The 17,652-nt window shown below is 73.9% G+C and carries 16 protein-coding genes; 11 read left to right on the top strand and 5 right to left on the bottom strand.

What is annotated here, in order from left to right; translation table 11 throughout:
• Nucleotides 1–50 precede the first annotated feature (50 nt).
• From ACFXPX_RS14500 to ACFXPX_RS14485, 4 genes are all read right to left on the bottom strand, one after another.
• A complete protein-coding gene (locus ACFXPX_RS14500; RefSeq protein WP_380641378.1) occupies nucleotides 51–749 on the bottom strand; it encodes a hypothetical protein in 699 nt (232 codons plus the stop codon).
• Nucleotides 750–903: 154 nt separating this feature from the next.
• The gene (locus tag ACFXPX_RS14495; RefSeq protein WP_380641376.1) at nucleotides 904–1,491 is read right to left on the bottom strand and encodes a cysteine dioxygenase; all 588 of its coding nucleotides are present in this window, start codon (nucleotides 1,489–1,491) and stop codon (nucleotides 904–906) included.
• Nucleotides 1,492–1,493: 2 nt separating this feature from the next.
• A complete protein-coding gene (locus ACFXPX_RS14490) occupies nucleotides 1,494–3,245 on the bottom strand; it encodes a cation acetate symporter (RefSeq protein ID WP_380641374.1) in 1,752 nt (583 codons plus the stop codon).
• A complete protein-coding gene (locus ACFXPX_RS14485; protein ID WP_380586506.1) occupies nucleotides 3,242–3,604 on the bottom strand; it encodes a DUF485 domain-containing protein in 363 nt (120 codons plus the stop codon). Before ACFXPX_RS14485 ends, ACFXPX_RS14490 begins: the two co-directional genes overlap by 4 nt.
• Nucleotides 3,605–3,706: 102 nt before the next feature.
• Between ACFXPX_RS14485 and ACFXPX_RS14480 the strand changes: the two genes are divergently transcribed.
• Nucleotides 3,707–4,627 (top strand): LysR family transcriptional regulator, encoded by a 921-nt coding sequence (locus ACFXPX_RS14480; protein WP_380641372.1) that lies wholly within the window; start codon nucleotides 3,707–3,709, stop codon nucleotides 4,625–4,627.
• 42 nt (nucleotides 4,628–4,669) lie between these two features.
• Here ACFXPX_RS14480 and ACFXPX_RS14475 read toward each other — a convergent pair whose 3' ends face one another.
• Entirely contained in the window at nucleotides 4,670–5,737 is a 1,068-nt protein-coding gene (locus ACFXPX_RS14475) for a polyprenyl synthetase family protein (RefSeq protein ID WP_380641412.1), read from the bottom strand.
• 301 nt (nucleotides 5,738–6,038) lie between these two features.
• Between ACFXPX_RS14475 and ACFXPX_RS14470 the strand changes: the two genes are divergently transcribed.
• The 10 genes from ACFXPX_RS14470 (at nucleotide 6,039) to ACFXPX_RS14425 (ending at nucleotide 17,651) form a co-directional block, all read left to right on the top strand.
• Nucleotides 6,039–7,898, top strand: coding sequence for an alpha/beta hydrolase family protein (locus ACFXPX_RS14470; protein ID WP_380641370.1), 1,860 nt, complete (start codon nucleotides 6,039–6,041; stop codon nucleotides 7,896–7,898).
• On the top strand, nucleotides 7,895–8,056 hold the full coding sequence (locus tag ACFXPX_RS14465; protein ID WP_380409779.1) for a hypothetical protein: 162 nt from the start codon (nucleotides 7,895–7,897) through the stop codon (nucleotides 8,054–8,056). The genes ACFXPX_RS14470 and ACFXPX_RS14465 overlap by 4 nt, the downstream gene beginning before the upstream one ends.
• A gap of 112 nt (nucleotides 8,057–8,168) precedes the next feature.
• Complete coding sequence (locus ACFXPX_RS14460) at nucleotides 8,169–10,103, top strand: RiPP maturation radical SAM C-methyltransferase (RefSeq protein ID WP_380641368.1); 1,935 nt, start codon at nucleotides 8,169–8,171, stop codon at nucleotides 10,101–10,103.
• A complete protein-coding gene (locus tag ACFXPX_RS14455; RefSeq protein WP_380641366.1) occupies nucleotides 10,084–10,773 on the top strand; it encodes a DUF5825 family protein in 690 nt (229 codons plus the stop codon). The genes ACFXPX_RS14460 and ACFXPX_RS14455 overlap by 20 nt, the downstream gene beginning before the upstream one ends.
• Before the next feature lie 86 nt (nucleotides 10,774–10,859).
• Entirely contained in the window at nucleotides 10,860–12,062 is a 1,203-nt protein-coding gene (locus tag ACFXPX_RS14450) for a cytochrome P450 (protein WP_380641364.1), read from the top strand.
• Nucleotides 12,055–13,401, top strand: a complete 1,347-nt coding sequence (locus ACFXPX_RS14445; RefSeq protein ID WP_380641362.1) for an MFS transporter — start codon at nucleotides 12,055–12,057, stop codon at nucleotides 13,399–13,401. The genes ACFXPX_RS14450 and ACFXPX_RS14445 overlap by 8 nt, the downstream gene beginning before the upstream one ends.
• Before the next feature lie 408 nt (nucleotides 13,402–13,809).
• The gene (locus ACFXPX_RS14440) at nucleotides 13,810–14,694 is read left to right on the top strand and encodes an ABC transporter substrate-binding protein (RefSeq protein WP_380641360.1); all 885 of its coding nucleotides are present in this window, start codon (nucleotides 13,810–13,812) and stop codon (nucleotides 14,692–14,694) included.
• Between the two features lie 57 nt (nucleotides 14,695–14,751).
• On the top strand, nucleotides 14,752–15,537 hold the full coding sequence (locus tag ACFXPX_RS14435; protein WP_380586485.1) for an amino acid ABC transporter permease: 786 nt from the start codon (nucleotides 14,752–14,754) through the stop codon (nucleotides 15,535–15,537).
• Nucleotides 15,530–16,345, top strand: coding sequence for an amino acid ABC transporter ATP-binding protein (locus tag ACFXPX_RS14430; RefSeq protein WP_380586482.1), 816 nt, complete (start codon nucleotides 15,530–15,532; stop codon nucleotides 16,343–16,345). The genes ACFXPX_RS14435 and ACFXPX_RS14430 overlap by 8 nt, the downstream gene beginning before the upstream one ends.
• Nucleotides 16,346–16,436: 91 nt before the next feature.
• A complete protein-coding gene (locus tag ACFXPX_RS14425; protein ID WP_380641358.1) occupies nucleotides 16,437–17,651 on the top strand; it encodes a saccharopine dehydrogenase family protein in 1,215 nt (404 codons plus the stop codon).
• Nucleotide 17,652: the final 1 nt, after the last annotated feature.

Here is a 17,652-nt window from a genome sequence, read left to right as displayed (position 1 = left end):
GTGGCCGGACTCCCGGAGCGGTCGTCGGGCCCGGCCGGAGCACGCCGCCGTCACGCGCTGGGCGGGTTCCGCGCCAGGTAGCGCAGGCCCTGCTTGAGGTAGGCCCGCGGGTTGGTGGTCAGGTGCCGGGCCCAGTCGGGCCCGGTCTCGCCGCGCCGGTGGGCGTAGCAGGCCAGCGCGTAGCCGAGCATCCGCTCGGACAGGTAGCCGAGCCGCGAGGACGACCAGCCGCGGTCGCTCCGGCGGAACTCGAAGGCGGAGTTGGCGGTGAAGACGCCGAGGCCGAAGTGCACCGTCAGCAGGTCGGTGAGCGGTTCGTGGTCGCGCCGGTCCCGGGAGATCCGCTGCTCGTCCAGGAGCCGGACGTGGCCCAACTCGTGGGCGACCGTGGCGACCAGGGCGACGGGACGGGCGGCCTGGCGCTGATCGACGGCGATCACCGGGCGCCCGTTCTCCCGCCGGTAGTGCCCGGCGGCGGAGCGGGAGCTGTGGTTGAGCCGGAGTTGGTCGACCATCGCCTGCTCGCCGTCGTCCGGCTCGATCTCGATGGTCAGCCGGTTGGGCGGCACGTCCAGGTAGCCGCAGATCTGGGCGATCACCCCCCGGATGTCCTCCGCGGACCCCCGGTACGGCCCGGGGAAGAAGTCCGCCGTCGGCAGCACCGGGGCACGGTCCAGCACCCCGCGGCCGAACTCGGCCGCCAGCCAGGCCATCGACTCCTCGATCCAGACCCGTTCGTCCGGCTCCACCGGACACTTCGGCGCGAACAACGCCATCACACCCCCCGCATGATCACGGACATGATGCACCAGGGTGGTGAACGGCGAGCGCCGGGGCCGTCCGGAGTGGACGGCCACCGGCGCACGGGCACGGGCACGGGGTGGGTCAGGGGTGGCTCAGGGATCAGGGGGCGAGGACCTCCGGGCTCCGCCAACTCACCAGCCGGGCCCCGTCCGGTGGACGGTCCACGACCTCCTGTCCGAACACCCGGTTGATCGAGGTGCCCATGTTCTGCGAGATGTCCGTGCCGTAGACGTGCAGGGAGACCGCGCGCCCGGTACCGGCGTTGGACACCCGGTGGATGTCCTCGTCGGGCGGCACCAGGAACTGCACCCGGCCGGGCGAGCAGGTCGTCCGGGCGTACGGCGCCAGCACCTTGCGGCCGGACCTGGGGAGCCGCCACAGCCGGAAGGCCTCGTCCACCTCGACGCCCTCCAGCACGCCCGACACGCACCAGGCGACGTGGTCGTGGATCGGGGTCGACTGCCCGGGCAGCCAGGTCAGGGCGACCACGGAGTGGGTGCGTTCGGCGTGCAGCAGCCGCTGGCTGTAGCCCCCGGTGTCACCGGCGCACAGGTCCTCGGGGACGATCAGCCCGGCGCGCAGGTACTTGCGCAGGGTGTCCGCGGTGAGCTCCGCGGTCAGCACGTCGGCGGCGGCGTAGCGCGCGAGGTCGGCGAGGAACTCGTCGAGGTTGGATCCGGTGGCCACGGCTACCTCCCCACCCCGGTGAGCGCACGGACCTCCAGCTCGGCGAAGCCGCGCCCGTCCGCGTCCTCGTCCCGGCGGCGGCGACCGCCGGCCAGCGAGCCGAGGACGGCGGCCGCGAACCCGATCGGGATGGAGAGGACGCCCGGGTTCTGCAGGGGCACCGGCGCCGCGGCGGTGCAGGAGATCAGCGCCGTGGCGTTGCCGACCCGCTGGTCCCCGGCGTCCACCCCGCAGTCCTTCGCCTGGGCGGCCGTCAGCTTCACGGCGGGGACGGTGCTGCTCGCGCCGCCCCAGCAGATCGGCGAGAGCAGCACCAGACCGATCGAGGCGACCAGCCCCGCGTAGATGCCGCACTTGGCGCCGAAGGTGGTGAAGCGCCTCCAGAACAGGGTCAGCAGGATCGCCGGCAGGTTGGCCGAGGCGGCGATGGCGAAGGCCAGGGCCACCAGGAACGCCACGTTGAGGTCCCTGGCGACGATCGACAGGGCGGCCGCGACCGCGCCGATCACCACGGCGGCGACCTTCGCGGTGACCAGTTCCTGCCGTTCGGTGGCCCGGCCCTTGCGGATCACGCTGGCGTACAGGTCATGGGCGAAGGAGGACGAGGAGGTCAGGGTGAGCCCGGCGACCACCGCGAGGATGGTGGCGAAGGCCACCGCCGCGATGAACGCCAGCATCAGGGAGCCCCCGGTGGTGCCCGCGCCCCCGCCGAGGTGCTCGGCCAGCAGGGTGGCGGCGGTGTTGCCGGACGGGTCCTTCGCCTTGATCGTCGCCGTGCCGACCCGCGCGGCCGCGCCGAAGCCGAGCACCAGGGTCATCAGGTAGAAGACCCCGATGATGCCGATCGCCCAGTTCACCGACTTCCGCGCGTCGCGGCCGGTCGGCACGGTGTAGAAGCGCACCAGCACGTGCGGCAGCGCCGCGGTGCCCAGCACCAGGGCCACGCCGAGGCTGACCAGGTCGAGCTTCGACCAGCCGTCCGTCGCCCCGTACTTGAGGCCGGGCCGCAGGAACGCCTCGCCCTTCTTCGACGCCGAGGCGGCGTCCCCCAGCAGGTGGCCGAGGTCGAAGCCGTACTTCGCCAGCACCCACACGGTCATCACGGCCGCGCCGGCGATCAGCAGCCCGGCCTTGACGATCTGCACCCAGGTGGTGCCCTTCATCCCGCCGACCACGACGTAGACGATCATCAGGGCGCCGACCCCGACGATGGTCCAGATCTGCGCGGAGGCGCCCTTGACGTCGAGCAGCTGGCCGACGATCGTCGCCGCACCGACCATCTGCGCGATCAGGTAGAAGATCGACACCACGATGGTCGACACCCCGGCCGCGGTCCGCATCGGCCCGCTGCGCAGCCGCGCCGCCAGCACGTCCGCCATGGTGAACCGGCCGGTGTTGCGCAGCAGTTCGGCCACCATCAGCAGCGCGACCAGCCAGGCCACCAGGAAGCCGATGGAGTAGAGGAAGCCGTCGTACCCGGAGAGCGCGATGATCCCCGCGATGCCGAGGAAGGACGCCGCGGACAGGTAGTCGCCCGAGATCGCGATGCCGTTCTGCAGCGCGGAGAACTGGCCGCCGCCGGTGTAGAAGCCGCCGGTGCCCCGGGTGCTCCGCCGCGCCCAGAGGGTGATCACCAGGGTCACCGCCACCAGGGCGACGAACAGGCCGACGGTCAGGCCCTGGTGCGAGGCCTCCTGCGCCGTGGTGGTGGCGGCGGTGGGGGCGGCAGCGGCGAGGGGAAGGTGCTGTGTCATGCCAGGCTCCCCGTCGGCTCGTGCTCGTCGCCGGCCCGGGCGGCCGCCGTCCGGCGCAGCTCCTCGGCCAGCGGGTCCAGGCGCCGGGCGGCGAACCGGCCGTAGGCCAGGGCGATGCCGAAGGTGGAAGCGAACTGGAGCAGCCCGAAGACCAGCGCCACGTTGATGTTCCCGACGACCTCGGCCGCCATGAAGCCGCGGGCGTAGGCCGAGCAGAGCACGTACGCCAGGAACCAGAGCAGGAACGCCGCCGTCACCGGGAAGACGAACCTGCGGTATCTGGCGCGCAGGAGGGCGAAGCGCGGATCGTCGCCGATCCAGGGGGTGTCACCGCGCGACGGCGCGGCCGGGTCGATCATGGGAATCCTTCTGAGCGGTACGGAACGGGTCGAACGCGCCGACCGTAGGATCCCCCGGTAGACGAGCGATCAACGCGCGTCCGGCTCAGGGGGGATCCACCGGTGGACCTGCACACGCTCACCCAGTTCCTGGCGGTGGCGCGGCTGGAGCACCTGAGCCGGGCGGCACGGGAACTGCGCGTCGCCCAGCCGTCGTTGAGCCGCTCGGTCGCCCGGCTGGAGGCCGAACTGGGCACACCGCTGTTCGAACGGAGCGGGCGGCTGCGGCTGAACGAGGCCGGCCACCTGTTCCGCGGCTACGTCGAGCGCGCCCTCGGCGAACTGGAGGCGGGCCGGCGGGCCGTGGCCGAGGCGACCGGGGAGGGGCTGGGCACGGTCCGGCTCGCCTCGGAGACCTTCCTGGCCTTCAGCGGCCCGCTGGCGGCGTTCAAACGCGCGCACCCCGGCGTGGAGATCGAACTGCACCAGCTGACCGCCGTCGAGATGGCCCGGCAGCTGCGGGCCCAGGACGTCGACCTGGCCGTCGCCTCCCAGCCGATCGCCGTCGAGGGCCTGGAGTCGGTCCGGCTCCTCGACGAGGAGGTGGGACTGGCCGTGCCGCTCGGCCACCCCCTGGCCGGACGCGCCGCGGTGGGCGTCGAGGAACTCGCCGACCAGCCCTTCATCGCCGCCCGCCCCGGGCACTGGCAGCGCCGACTGCTGGACCGCCTGTTCGCCGGACAGGGCCTGGTGCCCCGGATCGTCTGCGAGGGCGACGAGGCCGGCGCCATCGCCGAACTGATCAGCGCGGGCCTGGGCATCGGCCTGGTGCCCGCCCTCGCCCGGCGCACCGCCACCCGCCTCCCGCTGGCGTGGGTCGACGTCGACAGCCCCGACTGCCGCCGCGCCCTCACCCTGCACTGGCCCCGCGGCGGACGCCTGCCCACCGCCGCCCGGCTGCTGCGCGACGCCGTCGCGGACTGGGACTGGACGGCGGGCGAGGCCGGTGGGCCCGGGCTCCCGGGGGTTCCGGGGGTGTTCTGATCACGCCTGCGGGATCACGTTCCCGCGATCACGTTCCCGCGATCACGTTCCCGCGATCACGTTCGACAGCGGCAGGCCCTCGAAGAAGGCCACCGCCTCCTCCCGCCAGTACGGCCGCCAACCCTGGGCTTCCCTACGGGCCGCCTCCGCGCAGCGGCGCATGTCGGCGCGGAGCTTCCCGTCCACGCCCAGGAGCCGGGCCAGTTCGCGGACCCGCTCGACCGTGGCGGCCGGGCACTGCGGGTCGCCGAGCGCGGACTCCACCACGGCCCGCTGCCCCTCGTCCGCCGCGGCGAGCAGGGCGGTCACCGCGTAACTGCGGCGCCCCGCACGGAGGTCCGCGCCGGTCGACTTGCCGGTGGCGTCCTCCTCCCCGAACAGGTCGAGGTAGTCGTCGCGCAGCTGGCCGCCGATGCCGACCAGGGTCGCGTACCGGCGCAGCCGCACGTCGTGGCGGGCCACGTCCTCGCCGGCGGCCAGCAGCCCCAGCCGCAGCGGGGCGAGCACGGAGTACCGGGTGGACTTGTACTCGCAGACGGTGTGCAGGAACTCCTCGTCCGGGAGCGGCCGGAAGTCGCGTTCGAGGTCCACGATCTGGCCGGCGACCGTCTCGGCACCCGCGTTCAACTGGACCTCCAGCAGCGCCTGGCGCAGCTCGGCGGGTACGTCCGCCTCCAGCAGGACCCGCATCGCGAGGAAGGCGGCGAGGTCCCCGGCCAGGACGGCCAGGCCAAGCGCGGTCCGCTCGGAGTCCGGGAACTCCCGGCGGTAGGCGTAGTAGGTGGAGGGTCCGCCGCGGCGCACGGCCGCGTCGTCGATGATGTCGTCGTGGACGAGTCCGTGCGTCTGGAGCAGTTCGATGCTCAGCGCGGCCTCGGCCAGGCCGGGCACCGGGTCGGTGGTCACGAGTCGCGCGGCCTCGTACAGCAGGGCGACCCGCAGGCGCTTGCCGCCGCGCAGCGAGAGCTCGCGCAGCAGCTCCAGGCAGCGCGGGGTGAAGCGGCTGAGCGGCGGGGTGTCGAGGCGCTGCGGCAGGGCGTCGAAGTAGGCCTCGAAGCGGAGGTCGAAGCGGCGCCGGTGTCCGGCGGCCCGTTCGCGGGCGGCTGCCATGATCGTCTCGTTCACGCCGCCCACCTTCGCATCCACCCGGGCCCGCCCCCACCGCCGGGGTCGACGCGGACCGGCATGCGGACGGCCGACGGATTCATCTCAGCTGCATTTCGGCCATCTGTGCGAAAGGTCTGGTCGTGACCGCGACACCCTCCTAGAGTGGCCGCGATCCTCCGCAAGTGACCGTTTCTTCACACTGGTTCACCTTGCCTTCACACCGGCGTGCCGGCTCCGGCACGTTCAGCGCGCTCCGTCCCACCGCTCCCACCGCTCCCACCGTCGAACCGAAAGGGCCGGGTCCGTGACGCAGGCGTTCCAGTCCCCCGGCTTCGCCGCCCTGGCGGCCGACCGCGCGGTCGAGACGCGGCTCGTCGAGGAGCGCTGGCAGGCGGTCGCCTGGGACCGTCGGACGGACCGGCGCCGGGTGGTCACCGACCGGCCCGAAGGCGTCCACCTGAGCGAGATCGAACCGGACGGCGAGGCCATCTGGTGGTTCGACACCGACGGCGCCGGGGAGGGCCGGTGGTGGCGCGAGCCGTTCACGGGCGGTGCGCGCGGCCCGGCACTGCACGGCGTGCCGCCCGGCCGGGCCTACGGCGTGGCCTTCGACCGGACCGGCGCCCTCGCGGCGGTGGCCGTGGGGACCGGCGACGCCTCGCACTGCTACGTCGGCCCGCCCGCGGGCGAGGCCCGGCCGATCGGTTCGGCGCCGGGGTACCTGGGCCTGGCCGACCTGTCGCCGGACGGCCGGCTGCTCGCCCTCGCCGGACGCCCCGACGGTGACGACGCGGTACTCCTGTGGCCGACGGACAGCACGCCGCCCGGTGCACCGGACAGCGCACCGGAGGGTGCCACGCGGCTCGCCGGGAGCTCCCGACTGCGGCTCTGGCCGATCGAGTTCAACCCCCTCGCCGTCCACGAACCGGAGCTCCTCCTGGTGATCGAGGAGGACGAGCGGTACTCCGTCGCGACCTGGCGGGCGGCCTCGGGCCTGCGAAGACACCCCGAGCTGTCCTTCGACTCGCAGATCTCGGCCGGCTGGTACGGGGGGCCGCACGGCGTGCTGATCCAGCACGAGCGGGCCGGGCGGAGCCGACTGCTCCTCGCCGACCTCGGCCCGCCGGTGGAACCGGCCCCGCCCGCGCCCGCCCGGGAGATCGGCACACCCGGCGGCACCATCCACGACCTGTCCTGCGCCCCGGACGGCACCCTGCACTGCGTCTGGAGCCGGGAGTCGACCCCGCCCCGCCCCCTGATCCTGCGCCCGAGCGCCGAGGAACCGCACCACCCCGCCCCGGACCACGCCCCGGAGCCCGCCGACGACACCCGCCGCAGCAGACGGTGGACGCCCCGGCCGTACGGGCGGATCCACAGCTTCGTCACCACCCCGGCCGGCCCCGGCCCGTGGCCGACCCTCTTCCTGGTCCACGGCGGCCCCGCCACCCACGACCGGGACTCCTACGACCCCCGGGTGAACGCCCTGGTGGGCCACGGCTACGCGGTGGTGCGCACCAACTACCGCGGCTCCACCGGCTACGGCCCCGGCTGGCAGCACGACTACGGCCACCGGGTCGGCCTGGCCCAGATCGAGGACCTGGCCGCCGTCCGCGCCGAACTGGTCGCCGACGGCACGGCGCTCGCGGACCGCACCGGCCTCTGCGGATTCTCGTGGGGCGGCTACCTGACCCTCCTCGCGCTGGGCGCGCAGCCCGAGCTGTGGACGCTCGGCATGGCCGCCCAGCCGATCGCGGACTACCCCGCCACCTACCGCACCACCACCCCCGCCCTGCGCGAGGTCGACCGCCAGCTCTTCGGCGGGACCCCGGACGAGGTCCCCGAGCGCTACCGCGCGGCCGATCCGCGGTCGTACGTGCACCGGGTCCGCTCGCCCGTCCTGCTGGTCGCCTCGCGGACCGACGAGCGCTGCCCGCCCGAACAGGTCGCCGGGTACGCCGCGGACCTGCGCCGGCTGGCGGTGCCGCACGAACTGCTCTGGGTGGACGGCGGCCACTACAGCCGCCGGACCGCCGACCACCGATCGGTGCTGGAGGCCATGGTCCGCTTCGCCGGACTCGCCTGGCCGGCACCGCTCCCCCGGACACCCCGGGGCGGCCGCCCCGGGGCACCCACCGATCCGATGGAAGGAGGTGAACAGCCATGAAGCGACGCAGCATCCAGAACGACCCGATCGGCACCCCGGAGCGTGACCGGGGCGCCGTGGTGGTCCAGAACTTCTCGCTCGACATCACCAAGGCCGCAGCGGTCGCGCCTGCCCTCAAGGGGCAGCCGAAGCCGAAGCCGGAGACCAAGGTCAAGTGACCCACCGTCGTTCCGGGGCGCCCGCGGGTGCCCCGGAGCGACACCCCGCCGACCGTCCCCGTGGCCGCCCTCGACCACCCGCGACCGCCCTCGACCGACAGAAGTGGCCACCATGCGTATCGTCCTGCTGCACATGCCCTGGGGTGCGATCGACGTGCCCTCGCTGGCCCTCGGGATCCTGCACACGGCCGCCGCCAAGGCCGGGCACGAGACCGAAGTGCGGTACGCCAACCTGGACTTCGTGGACTGGGCCGCCGGGGCCGCCGGCCTCGGCGTGGACGACTACCAGTACTTCTCCGAGAAGTCGTACTTCCAGGGCGCGGGCGACTGGGCCTTCGCCGGCGCGCTGTACGGCGACGACGACGAGGATCCCGGCGGCGCCCACGACGGCTCCGCCGACTACTTCGCGTACCTGGCCGCCGCCGGTGCGAGCCCGCAGGAGATCGCCCTGACCCGGTCCGTCCGGGCCCTCGCCCCCGCGTTCATCACCAGGCTGGTCGACGAACTCGCCGCCGACCCACCGGACCTGGTCGGCTTCACCACCACCTTCCAGCAGAACACGGCCAGCCTCGCCGCCGCGAAACTGCTCAAGCAGCGCTGCCCGCAGGTGCGCACGGTCTTCGGCGGCGCGAACTGCGACGGTCCGCAGGGCGCCGCGCTGCACCGCAACTTCCCCTTCCTGGACTACGTGGTGCGCGGCGAGGGCGAGGCCGCCTTCCCTGCGCTGCTGGCGGGCGACGACCCCGCCACCGTCCCCGGCCTGTGCTGGCGCGACGCCGCCGGGAGGTCGACGGCCAACCCGATGGCCGAGCGGCCGCTGCCGCCCGCCGCGATCCTGACGCCGCGCTACGACGGCTTCTTCGAGCGGCTCGACACCTCCGTCGCGGCCGGCTGGGTCGACCCCAAGCTGGTCCTCGAAGGTTCCCGCGGCTGCTGGTGGGGCGAGAAGCACCACTGCACCTTCTGCGGGCTCAACGGGTCCTCGATGGCGTTCCGCTCCAAGCCGCCGGCCGACTTCCTCGCCGAGGTGCTCACCCTCGCCGAGCGCCACCAGCTGCTCGACGTCTACGTGGTCGACAACATCCTGGACATGGGCTACTTCGACACCGTCCTCAAGTCGCTGGCCGAGCTCCCGGTCGACCTGCGGCTGCACTTCGAGATCAAGGCCAACCTGCGCCGCCACCAGTTCCAACTGCTCGGCGACTCGGGCGCGGCCCAGGTGCAGCCCGGCATCGAGAACCTGAGCACCCGGGTCCTGCGGATCATGGACAAGGGGGTGACCGGCTGCCAGAACGTCCGCGCGCTGCGGGACGCGCAGAGCGCCGGGGTCTCGGTGACCTGGAACTACCTCTACGGCTTCCCGGGCGAACAGCCGGAGGACTACGAGTCGGTGATCCGCCAACTGCCGGTGCTGCACCACCTCGACCCGCCGACCGGGGCGGGCCGGATCGCCATCGAGCGGTTCAGCCCGTACTTCGACCGCCCCGAGCTGGGCTTCGCGATCACCCGGCCGGCCCTCCAGTACCGCGCGACCTACCGCCTCCCGGAGAGCGAACTCAACGAGCTGGCCTACGTGTTCAGCGCGCCGCCGCGCGGGATCGGCGGCGGCCTCGCGGAGCGGCTGGGCGCGGCGGTGGACACCTGGCTCGCGCGGTTCCCCGACAGCCGGCTCAGCTACCGGGACGCGGGCGCGCGGGTCGTGCTCGTCAACACCCGCCCCGGGTACGACTGGCGGGCGGTCGAGCTGACCGATCCCGTGGAGCTCGCCGTCTTCCGGCTGCTCGACCGGCCCCGGTCGGCCGCCGCGCTGGCCGCCAAGGTCCCCGGCGGCGCGGCGGCGGTCGAGCCGGTGCTGGAGCGCTTCACCGCGCTGGGCCTGCTGTTCCACGACGGCGACGGCTACCTCCAGGTCGCCGTCGAGTCCGACAACCAGGTGCTGATGCGGATGCGGCACCGGCACGGTGCCGAAGGCGCCGCCGGCCCCGACACCCCTGCCCGTCCCGGTACCCGCAGCGAGGAGGTGCCCGATGCCGTCGCGATCGGCTGAACGGACCGGGCGGCACGACGGTGCCGCCGCCTGGCGCGAGGCCGCGCCGGAGGTCGAGCTCTGGCTCGACTACGACCCCGCCGTACGGGAGTTGCCGGGCTTCGCACTCGGCCGCCGCACCCTGACCGGCCCGGCGCAGGCCGAGGTCACCGGACTGCACCGGGCCGGGGTCCGCTGCCTGCGGCTGACCGAGCCGGTGCGGTTGTGCGCGGACGCGCCGGCGGCCTCCGCCCGGGCGCTGATGCTGCTGCGCGAGGCGACCGGACAGGGGCTGGCCGTGCTCTGGCAGGCGGTCTGCCCGGACGGCTGCGCGGCGCAGCGCCGGTTCCACCACCTGTACCCGCCCGAGCAGTTGACCGGTGGCGGTGCACCGGAGGTGCTCGCCGACTGGCGCGCCACCTACTTCCCGAGCAAGTGCGTGCTCCGGCGCGGCCCCGGCTTCGTCGAGGTGCGGGACCGCCGGTTCGGGACGCTGGAGCTGTTCACCATCGACGAGCCGGGCCACCTGGCACAGCTGGAGGCGCTGTCCGAGGGCGTCGAGGTCGACCGGCTGCCGGACGCCGTCCGCCGGGACTTCGCCGAGGCCGGTCTGATCGCCGAACAGGCCGGCCGCGCCTGGTTCCTGCCGATGCGGGTGCGCCGGTGGCCGTTCCCGTCGCTGACGGTCTGACGGCCTTCCCCGCGGCACGGCCGCCCAGCTGCCCGGCCGACCGACCGACCGACCCGCACGAGTTCCGAGCCCGAGGAGAGAGACCCATGACCACCGCGGTCGACGACGACGCCGCAGCCCGGATGGCCGCCTTCATCCGCGACCCCTACCCCACGCTCGCCCGGATCCGTGAGGCCGGCGCGGTCTCCGTCGTGGAGTTCGGCGAGGGCCTGCCGGTCTACCTGGTGACCCGCTACCAGGACGTCCGGGCCGCGTTGACGGATCCGCGCTTCGGGCAGGACGTCCGCCGCAGCCAGGCCATCGCGAGCGGACGCGGCGCCGGGCTGACGCTCGGTTCCGAGGTCGTCCACATGCTCAACAGCGATCCGCCGGACCACACCCGGCTGCGCCGCCTGATCCAGGGCGTCTTCACCCGCCGACGGGTCGACGAGATGCGGCCGCTGGTCGAGCGCACCGCCGACGGCCTGCTGGACGGGCTGCGCGGGCGCGGGACCGCCGACCTGATCACGGACTTCGCCTTCCCGCTGCCCATCATGGTCATCTGCGAGCTGCTCGGCTTCCCCCCGGAGGACATGCAGGCCTTCCGCACCTGGTCGACGGCGATCCTCACCCAGGGCGGCGACCTGTCCTTCGCCCAGGCGACCGAGGAACTGAACGACTACCTGCGGGAGTTGATGGCGGCCCGGCGGGCGTCGCCGAAGTCCGACATCCTCACCGACCTGGTGCAGGCCCGGGACGCCGGCGAACTGACCGAGCGGGAGGTGTTCTCGATGGTCTTCCTGCTGCTGATCGGCGGCCACGAGACCACCGTCAACCTGCTCGGCACCGCCACCCTGGCGCTGCTCCACCACCCCGACCAGCTCGCCCTGCTGCGTGCCGACCCGGCGTCGATGCCGGTCGCCGTCGACGAGTTCCTCCGCTTCGAATCCCCGGTCAGCATGGCCACGTTGAGGTTCACCAACGCCGATGTGACGGTCGACGACGTCGAGATCCCGGCGGACGAACTGGTGCTGCTCTCCCTCGGCGCGGCCAACCGGGACCCGGCCCGCTTCACCGACCCCGACCGGCTGGTCCTGGACCGGGGCGACCCCGGCCACCTGGCCTTCGGACAGGGCCTGCACCGCTGCCTCGGCTCCTTCCTCGGCCGACTGGAGAGCGAGGTCGCGCTCACCGGGCTGCTGTCGCGCTTCACCCGGATCGAGCTGGCCGCCGCGGAGGAGACCCTGCCCTGGCGCAACACCATCATGCTGCGCGGCCTGGAGTCGCTGCCGGTGTCGCTCGATGGCTAGCGGCACCGGCACCGGTACGAGCGGCAGCGACGGGCCCGGCGGCGCGGAGGCGGGCAGCCAGCTGAAACCGGGCGGCCGTACGAGCCCAGGCGGCACCGAACCCGCCCGCGCCGCAGGGCCGTTGCGGTTCCGCCCCCGGTTCGGCCTGGCGCCGCTGCGCGCCCGCGGCTTCCGGCTGCTGGTGATCGGGCAGGCCACCTCGGAGTTCGGCAACGCGTTCCAGGTGGTCGCCCTGCCGCTGCTGGTCTACTCCCTCGGCGGCGGCGCCCGCCAACTGAGCCTGGTGGTCGCCGCCTACGGCGCGGGCCGGCTGGCCGCCACCCCGCTCGGCGGGATGCTCGCCGACCGCTTCGGCGCCCGGCGGGTGATGCTGGCCGCCGACCTGGGCCGGCTGCTCGCCACCGCCGGCCTGTGCGCGGCCGCGGCCGCCGGGGCGGCGGACTTCCGGCTGATCGGCGGGCTGGCGCTGCTGGTCGGCCTCGGCGCCGGGGTGTTCCTGCCGGCCGCCTGGGCGATCACCCCGACCCTGCTGCCCGCCGCGGACCTGCACGCGGGCAACGCGCTGAACAGCACGGTCACCTTCGGCGCCGGTCTGCTCGGTCCGGCGCTGGCCGGCCCGCTGGTCGCCTGGCTGGACCCGGCCGCCGCGCTGGGCCTGGACGCGGCGACCTTCGCCGTGTCGGCGGCGACGCTGCTGCTGATCGGTCGCGGCAGCCCGGTCGCCCCGCCCGGCCCGATCTCCGAACGCGCCTCCGTACCAAGGAACTTCCGTACCCTGCTGCGGGAGTCGCCGCTGCTGCGCGCGGTGCTGACGGTGACGGTGATCGCCAATCTGACGGTGGGCGGCGCCACCCGGGTCGCCCTGCCGACCCTGGCCACCCACGGCTTCGGCGCCGGCGCCGTCGGGCTCGGCCTGCTGCTGGCCGCCTTCACCGGCGGCGCGCTGGTCGGCGGCCTCTTCGCGGCCGGCCTCACCGAACTGCGCTCGCGCGGCCGTACGGCGATGCTCTCCGGCCTGGTGATGGGTGCGGCGATCGGCCTGGTGCCGTTCACCGGCCTGGTCGGCGCCGTGCTGCTGCTCTTCCTGGCCGGCGGCGCCAGCACCGTGACCAACGTCCTGGTCGTCACCGGCGTGCAGCGCGGCACCCCGCCCGCGCTGCTGGCCCGGGTCATGGCGGCGATCACCTTCTGCGCGCTGGGGGTCTTCCCGCTCTCGGTGATCGCGGCCGGCGCGGCCGTGGACGCCTTCGGGGCCCGCGGGGTGTTCGCGACGACCGGACTGTGCCTGACGGGCGCGTTCGGGTACGCGCTGACCAGGCGCGTCATCCGCGAACTGTGAGGCCGTGGCGTCGGCGGAGGATTTGACTCCGCCGACGATCACCACGCATAGTGCCCGCATGGCTGGATACCTCGTTTCGCGCAGGCACATCGACCTGCGCCGTGTGACGGCGATGAGCTGTCGCCCCAGCTGCTGACGCACGCCCTCTTCCGGCTCTGACGCCGGGCGCCCGCGTCCCTCCGTTCCCTTTCTTCACTTCACTTCCTTCCTTCCGCTCGCCCTTTTCGCGACCGCCTCGATCCGTGCGGTCGTGCGCTGCCGTCCGCCCTGCCCCGGTCCTCCCCGGTCCCGGTCCCGGCCCCCGGTCCCCGTACGTCCCGGACCGGATCGGACCGGACCGACCTCGGGCCGAACCAGGCCGGGCCGGCCGGCGGCGCCTCCCCTCACCACCACACCTCTGGAGCCTCCATGGGCCCGCGCCGGGTTCTCGTCACCACTCTCGCCGTTCTCGCCTCCCTGGCCTCGCTCACCGCCTGCGGCGGCAGCTCCTCGGGCGCGAAGTCCGCCGACAATCCGTACCAGTTGTCCGTTCCCGGGACGATACGCGTCGGCACCCTCTCGGACGCGCCGCCGAACGTGTACCTCAAGGACGGCAAGTTCACCGGTTTCGACAACGACCTGTTCACCGCCGTCGCCGCCAAGGCCGGCCTCAAGGTGGAGTTCGCGGCGACGGACTTCTCGTCGCTGCTGTCCCAGGTCGCCAACCACAAGTTCGACGTGGGCAGTTCGTCCATCACCGTCACCGAGGCCCGCAAGAAGACGGTGGCGTTCACCAACGGCTACGACTTCGGCTACTTCGGCCTGGACGTCCCCGCCGGTTCGCCGATCACCACCTTCGACCAGCTGGCGGGCAAGCGCGTCGTGGTCGTCCAGGGGACCGTCCAGGACGACTACGCGACCAAGAACAACCTCAACCCGGTGCGCGTGCCCGACTACAACGGCGCGCTGAACCAGCTCAAGGCCGGGACGGCCGAGGCCTGGATCTCGCCCGCGGAGATCGGCGAGAAGAGCGCCCAGGACAGCGGCGGCAAGGTGGTCCTCGCCCAGAAGCAGCTCAGCTCCGCGCCGACCGCCTTCGCCGTCGCCCAGAACCGCCCCGAACTGCTCGCCGCGCTGAACAAGGCCCTCGACGAGGTGATCACGGACGGCACCTGGACCCGCCTCCAGGAGCAGTACTACCCGGGACGCCCGGTGCCGGACGGCTTCAAGCCCGGCAACGGCTCGGTCGCCTACCCGCCCGTCAAGGCGGCCCCGACCACGGGTGCACCGGCCGGCGCGTCCCCGACTCCCTGACCTCGCCCCTCACCCCCTCACCCCCTCACCCCCGAACCGGACGACTAGGAGGCCGACGTGGACCAGCTGGGCACGCTGGCGGAGACGTTCTTCAACTGGGGATCGATGCGCTCCGCGATCTCCGACCTGCTCACCACCGGCGTGCCCAACACGCTGATCCTCGCGGTGACTTCGGCCGTCATCGGCACCGTCCTGGGGCTGCTGCTGGCAGTGGCCGGCATCGCCCGGACGCGCTGGCTGCGCTGGCCCGCCCGGGTCTACACCGACGTGTTCCGCGGTCTTCCGGCCGCGGTCACCATCCTGCTGATCGGCGTGGGGCTGGCCCCGCAGGGGATGGAGATCTGGGGGCCGGACCCGTACCCGCTCGGGGTCCTCGCGCTGTCCCTGATCGCCGCCGCCTACTTCGGGGAGATCTTCCGCTCCGGGATCCAGAGCGTGGAGGCGGGCCAGTTCGAGGCGGCGCGCGCGCTGGGCTTCTCGTACGCGGCGGCGATGCGGCTGATCATCCTCCCGCTCGGCGTCCGGCGGGTGCTGCCGGCCTGGGTGAACCAGCTCATCTCGCTGATCAAGGACTCCAGCCTGATCTACTTCCTCGGCCTGACGGCCGATCAGCGCGACCTCTTCCGGATCGGCCAGGACTCCGCCGCCACCACCGGCAACGAGTCCGCGCTGGTGCTCGCCGGCCTGTTCTACCTCCTGCTCACCGTGCCGCTGACGCATCTGGTCAACGTGATCGACCGGCGGCTCCGCCACGGGCGCGGCGCACCGGCCGCCCCCTCCCCCTCCGAGGCCCGGCCCTCGCCCGAGCCCGCCCCCGCGCCCGAAGGAGCGGCACGTGTCTGACCACCGCCCCACCGAGTCCGCCGACACCGAGGCCACTGGCACCACCACGACGGCCACCGGCACCGCCACCCGCACGCCGTTCTCCCCGGTCAGCCTGGCCACCCGGGACCTCCACCTGTCCCTGGGCGGCACCCCGATCCTGCGCGGCGTGGACCTCGACGTCCCCTCGGGACACACCCTCTCCGTGATCGGTCCCTCCGGTTCCGGCAAGTCCACCCTGCTGCGCACGATCAACCGCCTGCTGGAGCCCGACCGCGGCGACGTCCTGCTGGACGGCGAGAGCGTCCTGCACCGCGACCCCGACCTGCTGCGCCGCCAGGTCGGCATGGTCTTCCAGCAGTTCAACCTCTTCCCGCACCTGAGCGTGCTGCGCAACCTCACCCTCCCGCTCCGCAAGCTCCGGGGCCTCTCCCGCGAGGAGGCGACCGGGACCGCCCTGCGCCAACTCGACCTGGTCGGCCTGCGGCACAAGGCCGACGTCCGGCCCGCCCGGCTGTCCGGCGGACAGCAGCAGCGGGTGGCGATCGCCCGCGCGCTGGCCATGGAGCCCCAGGTGATGCTCTTCGACGAGGCGACCTCGGCCCTGGACCCGGAACTCGTCAAGGGCGTCCTGTCCCTGATGGCCGACCTCGGCCGCGCGGGCATGACCATGGTGGTGGTCACCCACGAGATGGGCTTCGCCCGCTCGGTCTCCGACACCGTCGCCTTCATGGACGGCGGGGTGGTGGTCGAGTCCGGCCCGCCGGGGGCGGTCTTCGACGCCCCGCGCAGCCCGCGCCTGCGGCAGTTCCTCGCGGACGTGCTCTGACTCCGGCCCGGTGCTCGGAGCGGGACCGTTGACAGTGCCATGCCGGGCTCCTAACGTGGCGCAGTCGATTACCCGTGAGTAGGGAACGCTGATGGCCGAGCCCCGCCCGTACGACCTCGTCCTGTTCGGCGCCACCGGGTTCACCGGCGGGCTCACCGCCGAGTACCTGGCCCGGGCCGCGCCCGAGGGCTGCCGCTGGGCCCTCGCCGGGCGGGACGAGCGCAGGCTCGCCGCCGTCCGGGCGCGGTTGACCCGGATCGACCCGCGCTGCGCGGACCTCCCGCTGCTGGTGGCCGACGCCGCCGACCACCGGGCGCTGCGCGAGGTGGCCGGCTCGGCCCGGGTGGTGGTGTCCACCGTCGGCCCCTACCTGCGGCACGGCGAGCCGCTGGTGGCGGCCTGCGCGGACACCGGCACCGACTACGTGGACCTCACCGGCGAGCCGGAGTTCGTCGACCGGATGTACCTCCGCCACCACGAGCGGGCGGTGGCCAGCGGCGCCCGGCTGGTGCACGCCTGCGGCTTCGACTCGGTGCCGCACGACCTCGGCGTGCTCTTCACCGTCGACGAACTGGTGCGCCGCGGCGGCCCGGTGGCCCGGCTCTCCGTCGAGGGCTTCGTCCGCGTCGGCGGCACCGTCTCCGGCGGCACCTTCGCCTCCGCGCTCACGGCCCTCTCCCGGCCGCGGGCCATGGCCCGGGCCGCCCGCGCCCGCCGCGCGGTCGAGCCCCGACCGAAGGGGCGGCTGGTCCGCACCCCCGCCGGCCTGCCGCACCGCTCCCGGGCCGCCCGCGCCTGGGCCGTGCCGCTGCCCACGATCGACCCCCAGGTGGTGTCCCGCTCGGCCGCCGCACTGGACGCGTACGGACCGGACTTCGGCTACGCCCACTACGCGGCGGTACGCCGGCTGCCGGTCGCCCTCGCCGGCCTCGGCGCCGTCGCGGCGCTCGCCCTCGCCGCCCAACTCCCCGCGCTGCGCCACGCCCTGGAGCGGCTGCGCAAACCCGGCGACGGCCCGGGCCCGGAACAGCGGGCCCGCTCCTGGTTCGCCGTCCGCTTCGCCGCCCGGGCCCAGGACGGCCGCACCCTCCTCACCGAGGTCACCGGCGGCGACCCCGGCTACCAGGAGACGGCCAAGATGCTCGCCGAGTCCGCCCTCTGCCTCGCCTACGACGACCTGCCCCCGCTGGCCGGCCAACTCACCACGGCGGTCGCCATGGGCCGCCCCCTGATCGACCGCCTCACCGCGGCGGGCCTCTCCTTCCGCGTCCTCCCCGCCCCGCCCCGCACCGCCCCCGGCGGCTGAA

It is taken from the genome of Kitasatospora sp. NPDC059146 (genome assembly GCF_042786665.1).
In the GTDB taxonomy this organism is placed as follows: Bacteria; Actinomycetota; Actinomycetes; order Streptomycetales; family Streptomycetaceae; genus Kitasatospora.
Note: the sequence above shows the minus strand (reverse complement) of the source record. Positions and strands in the feature narration are given on the sequence as shown.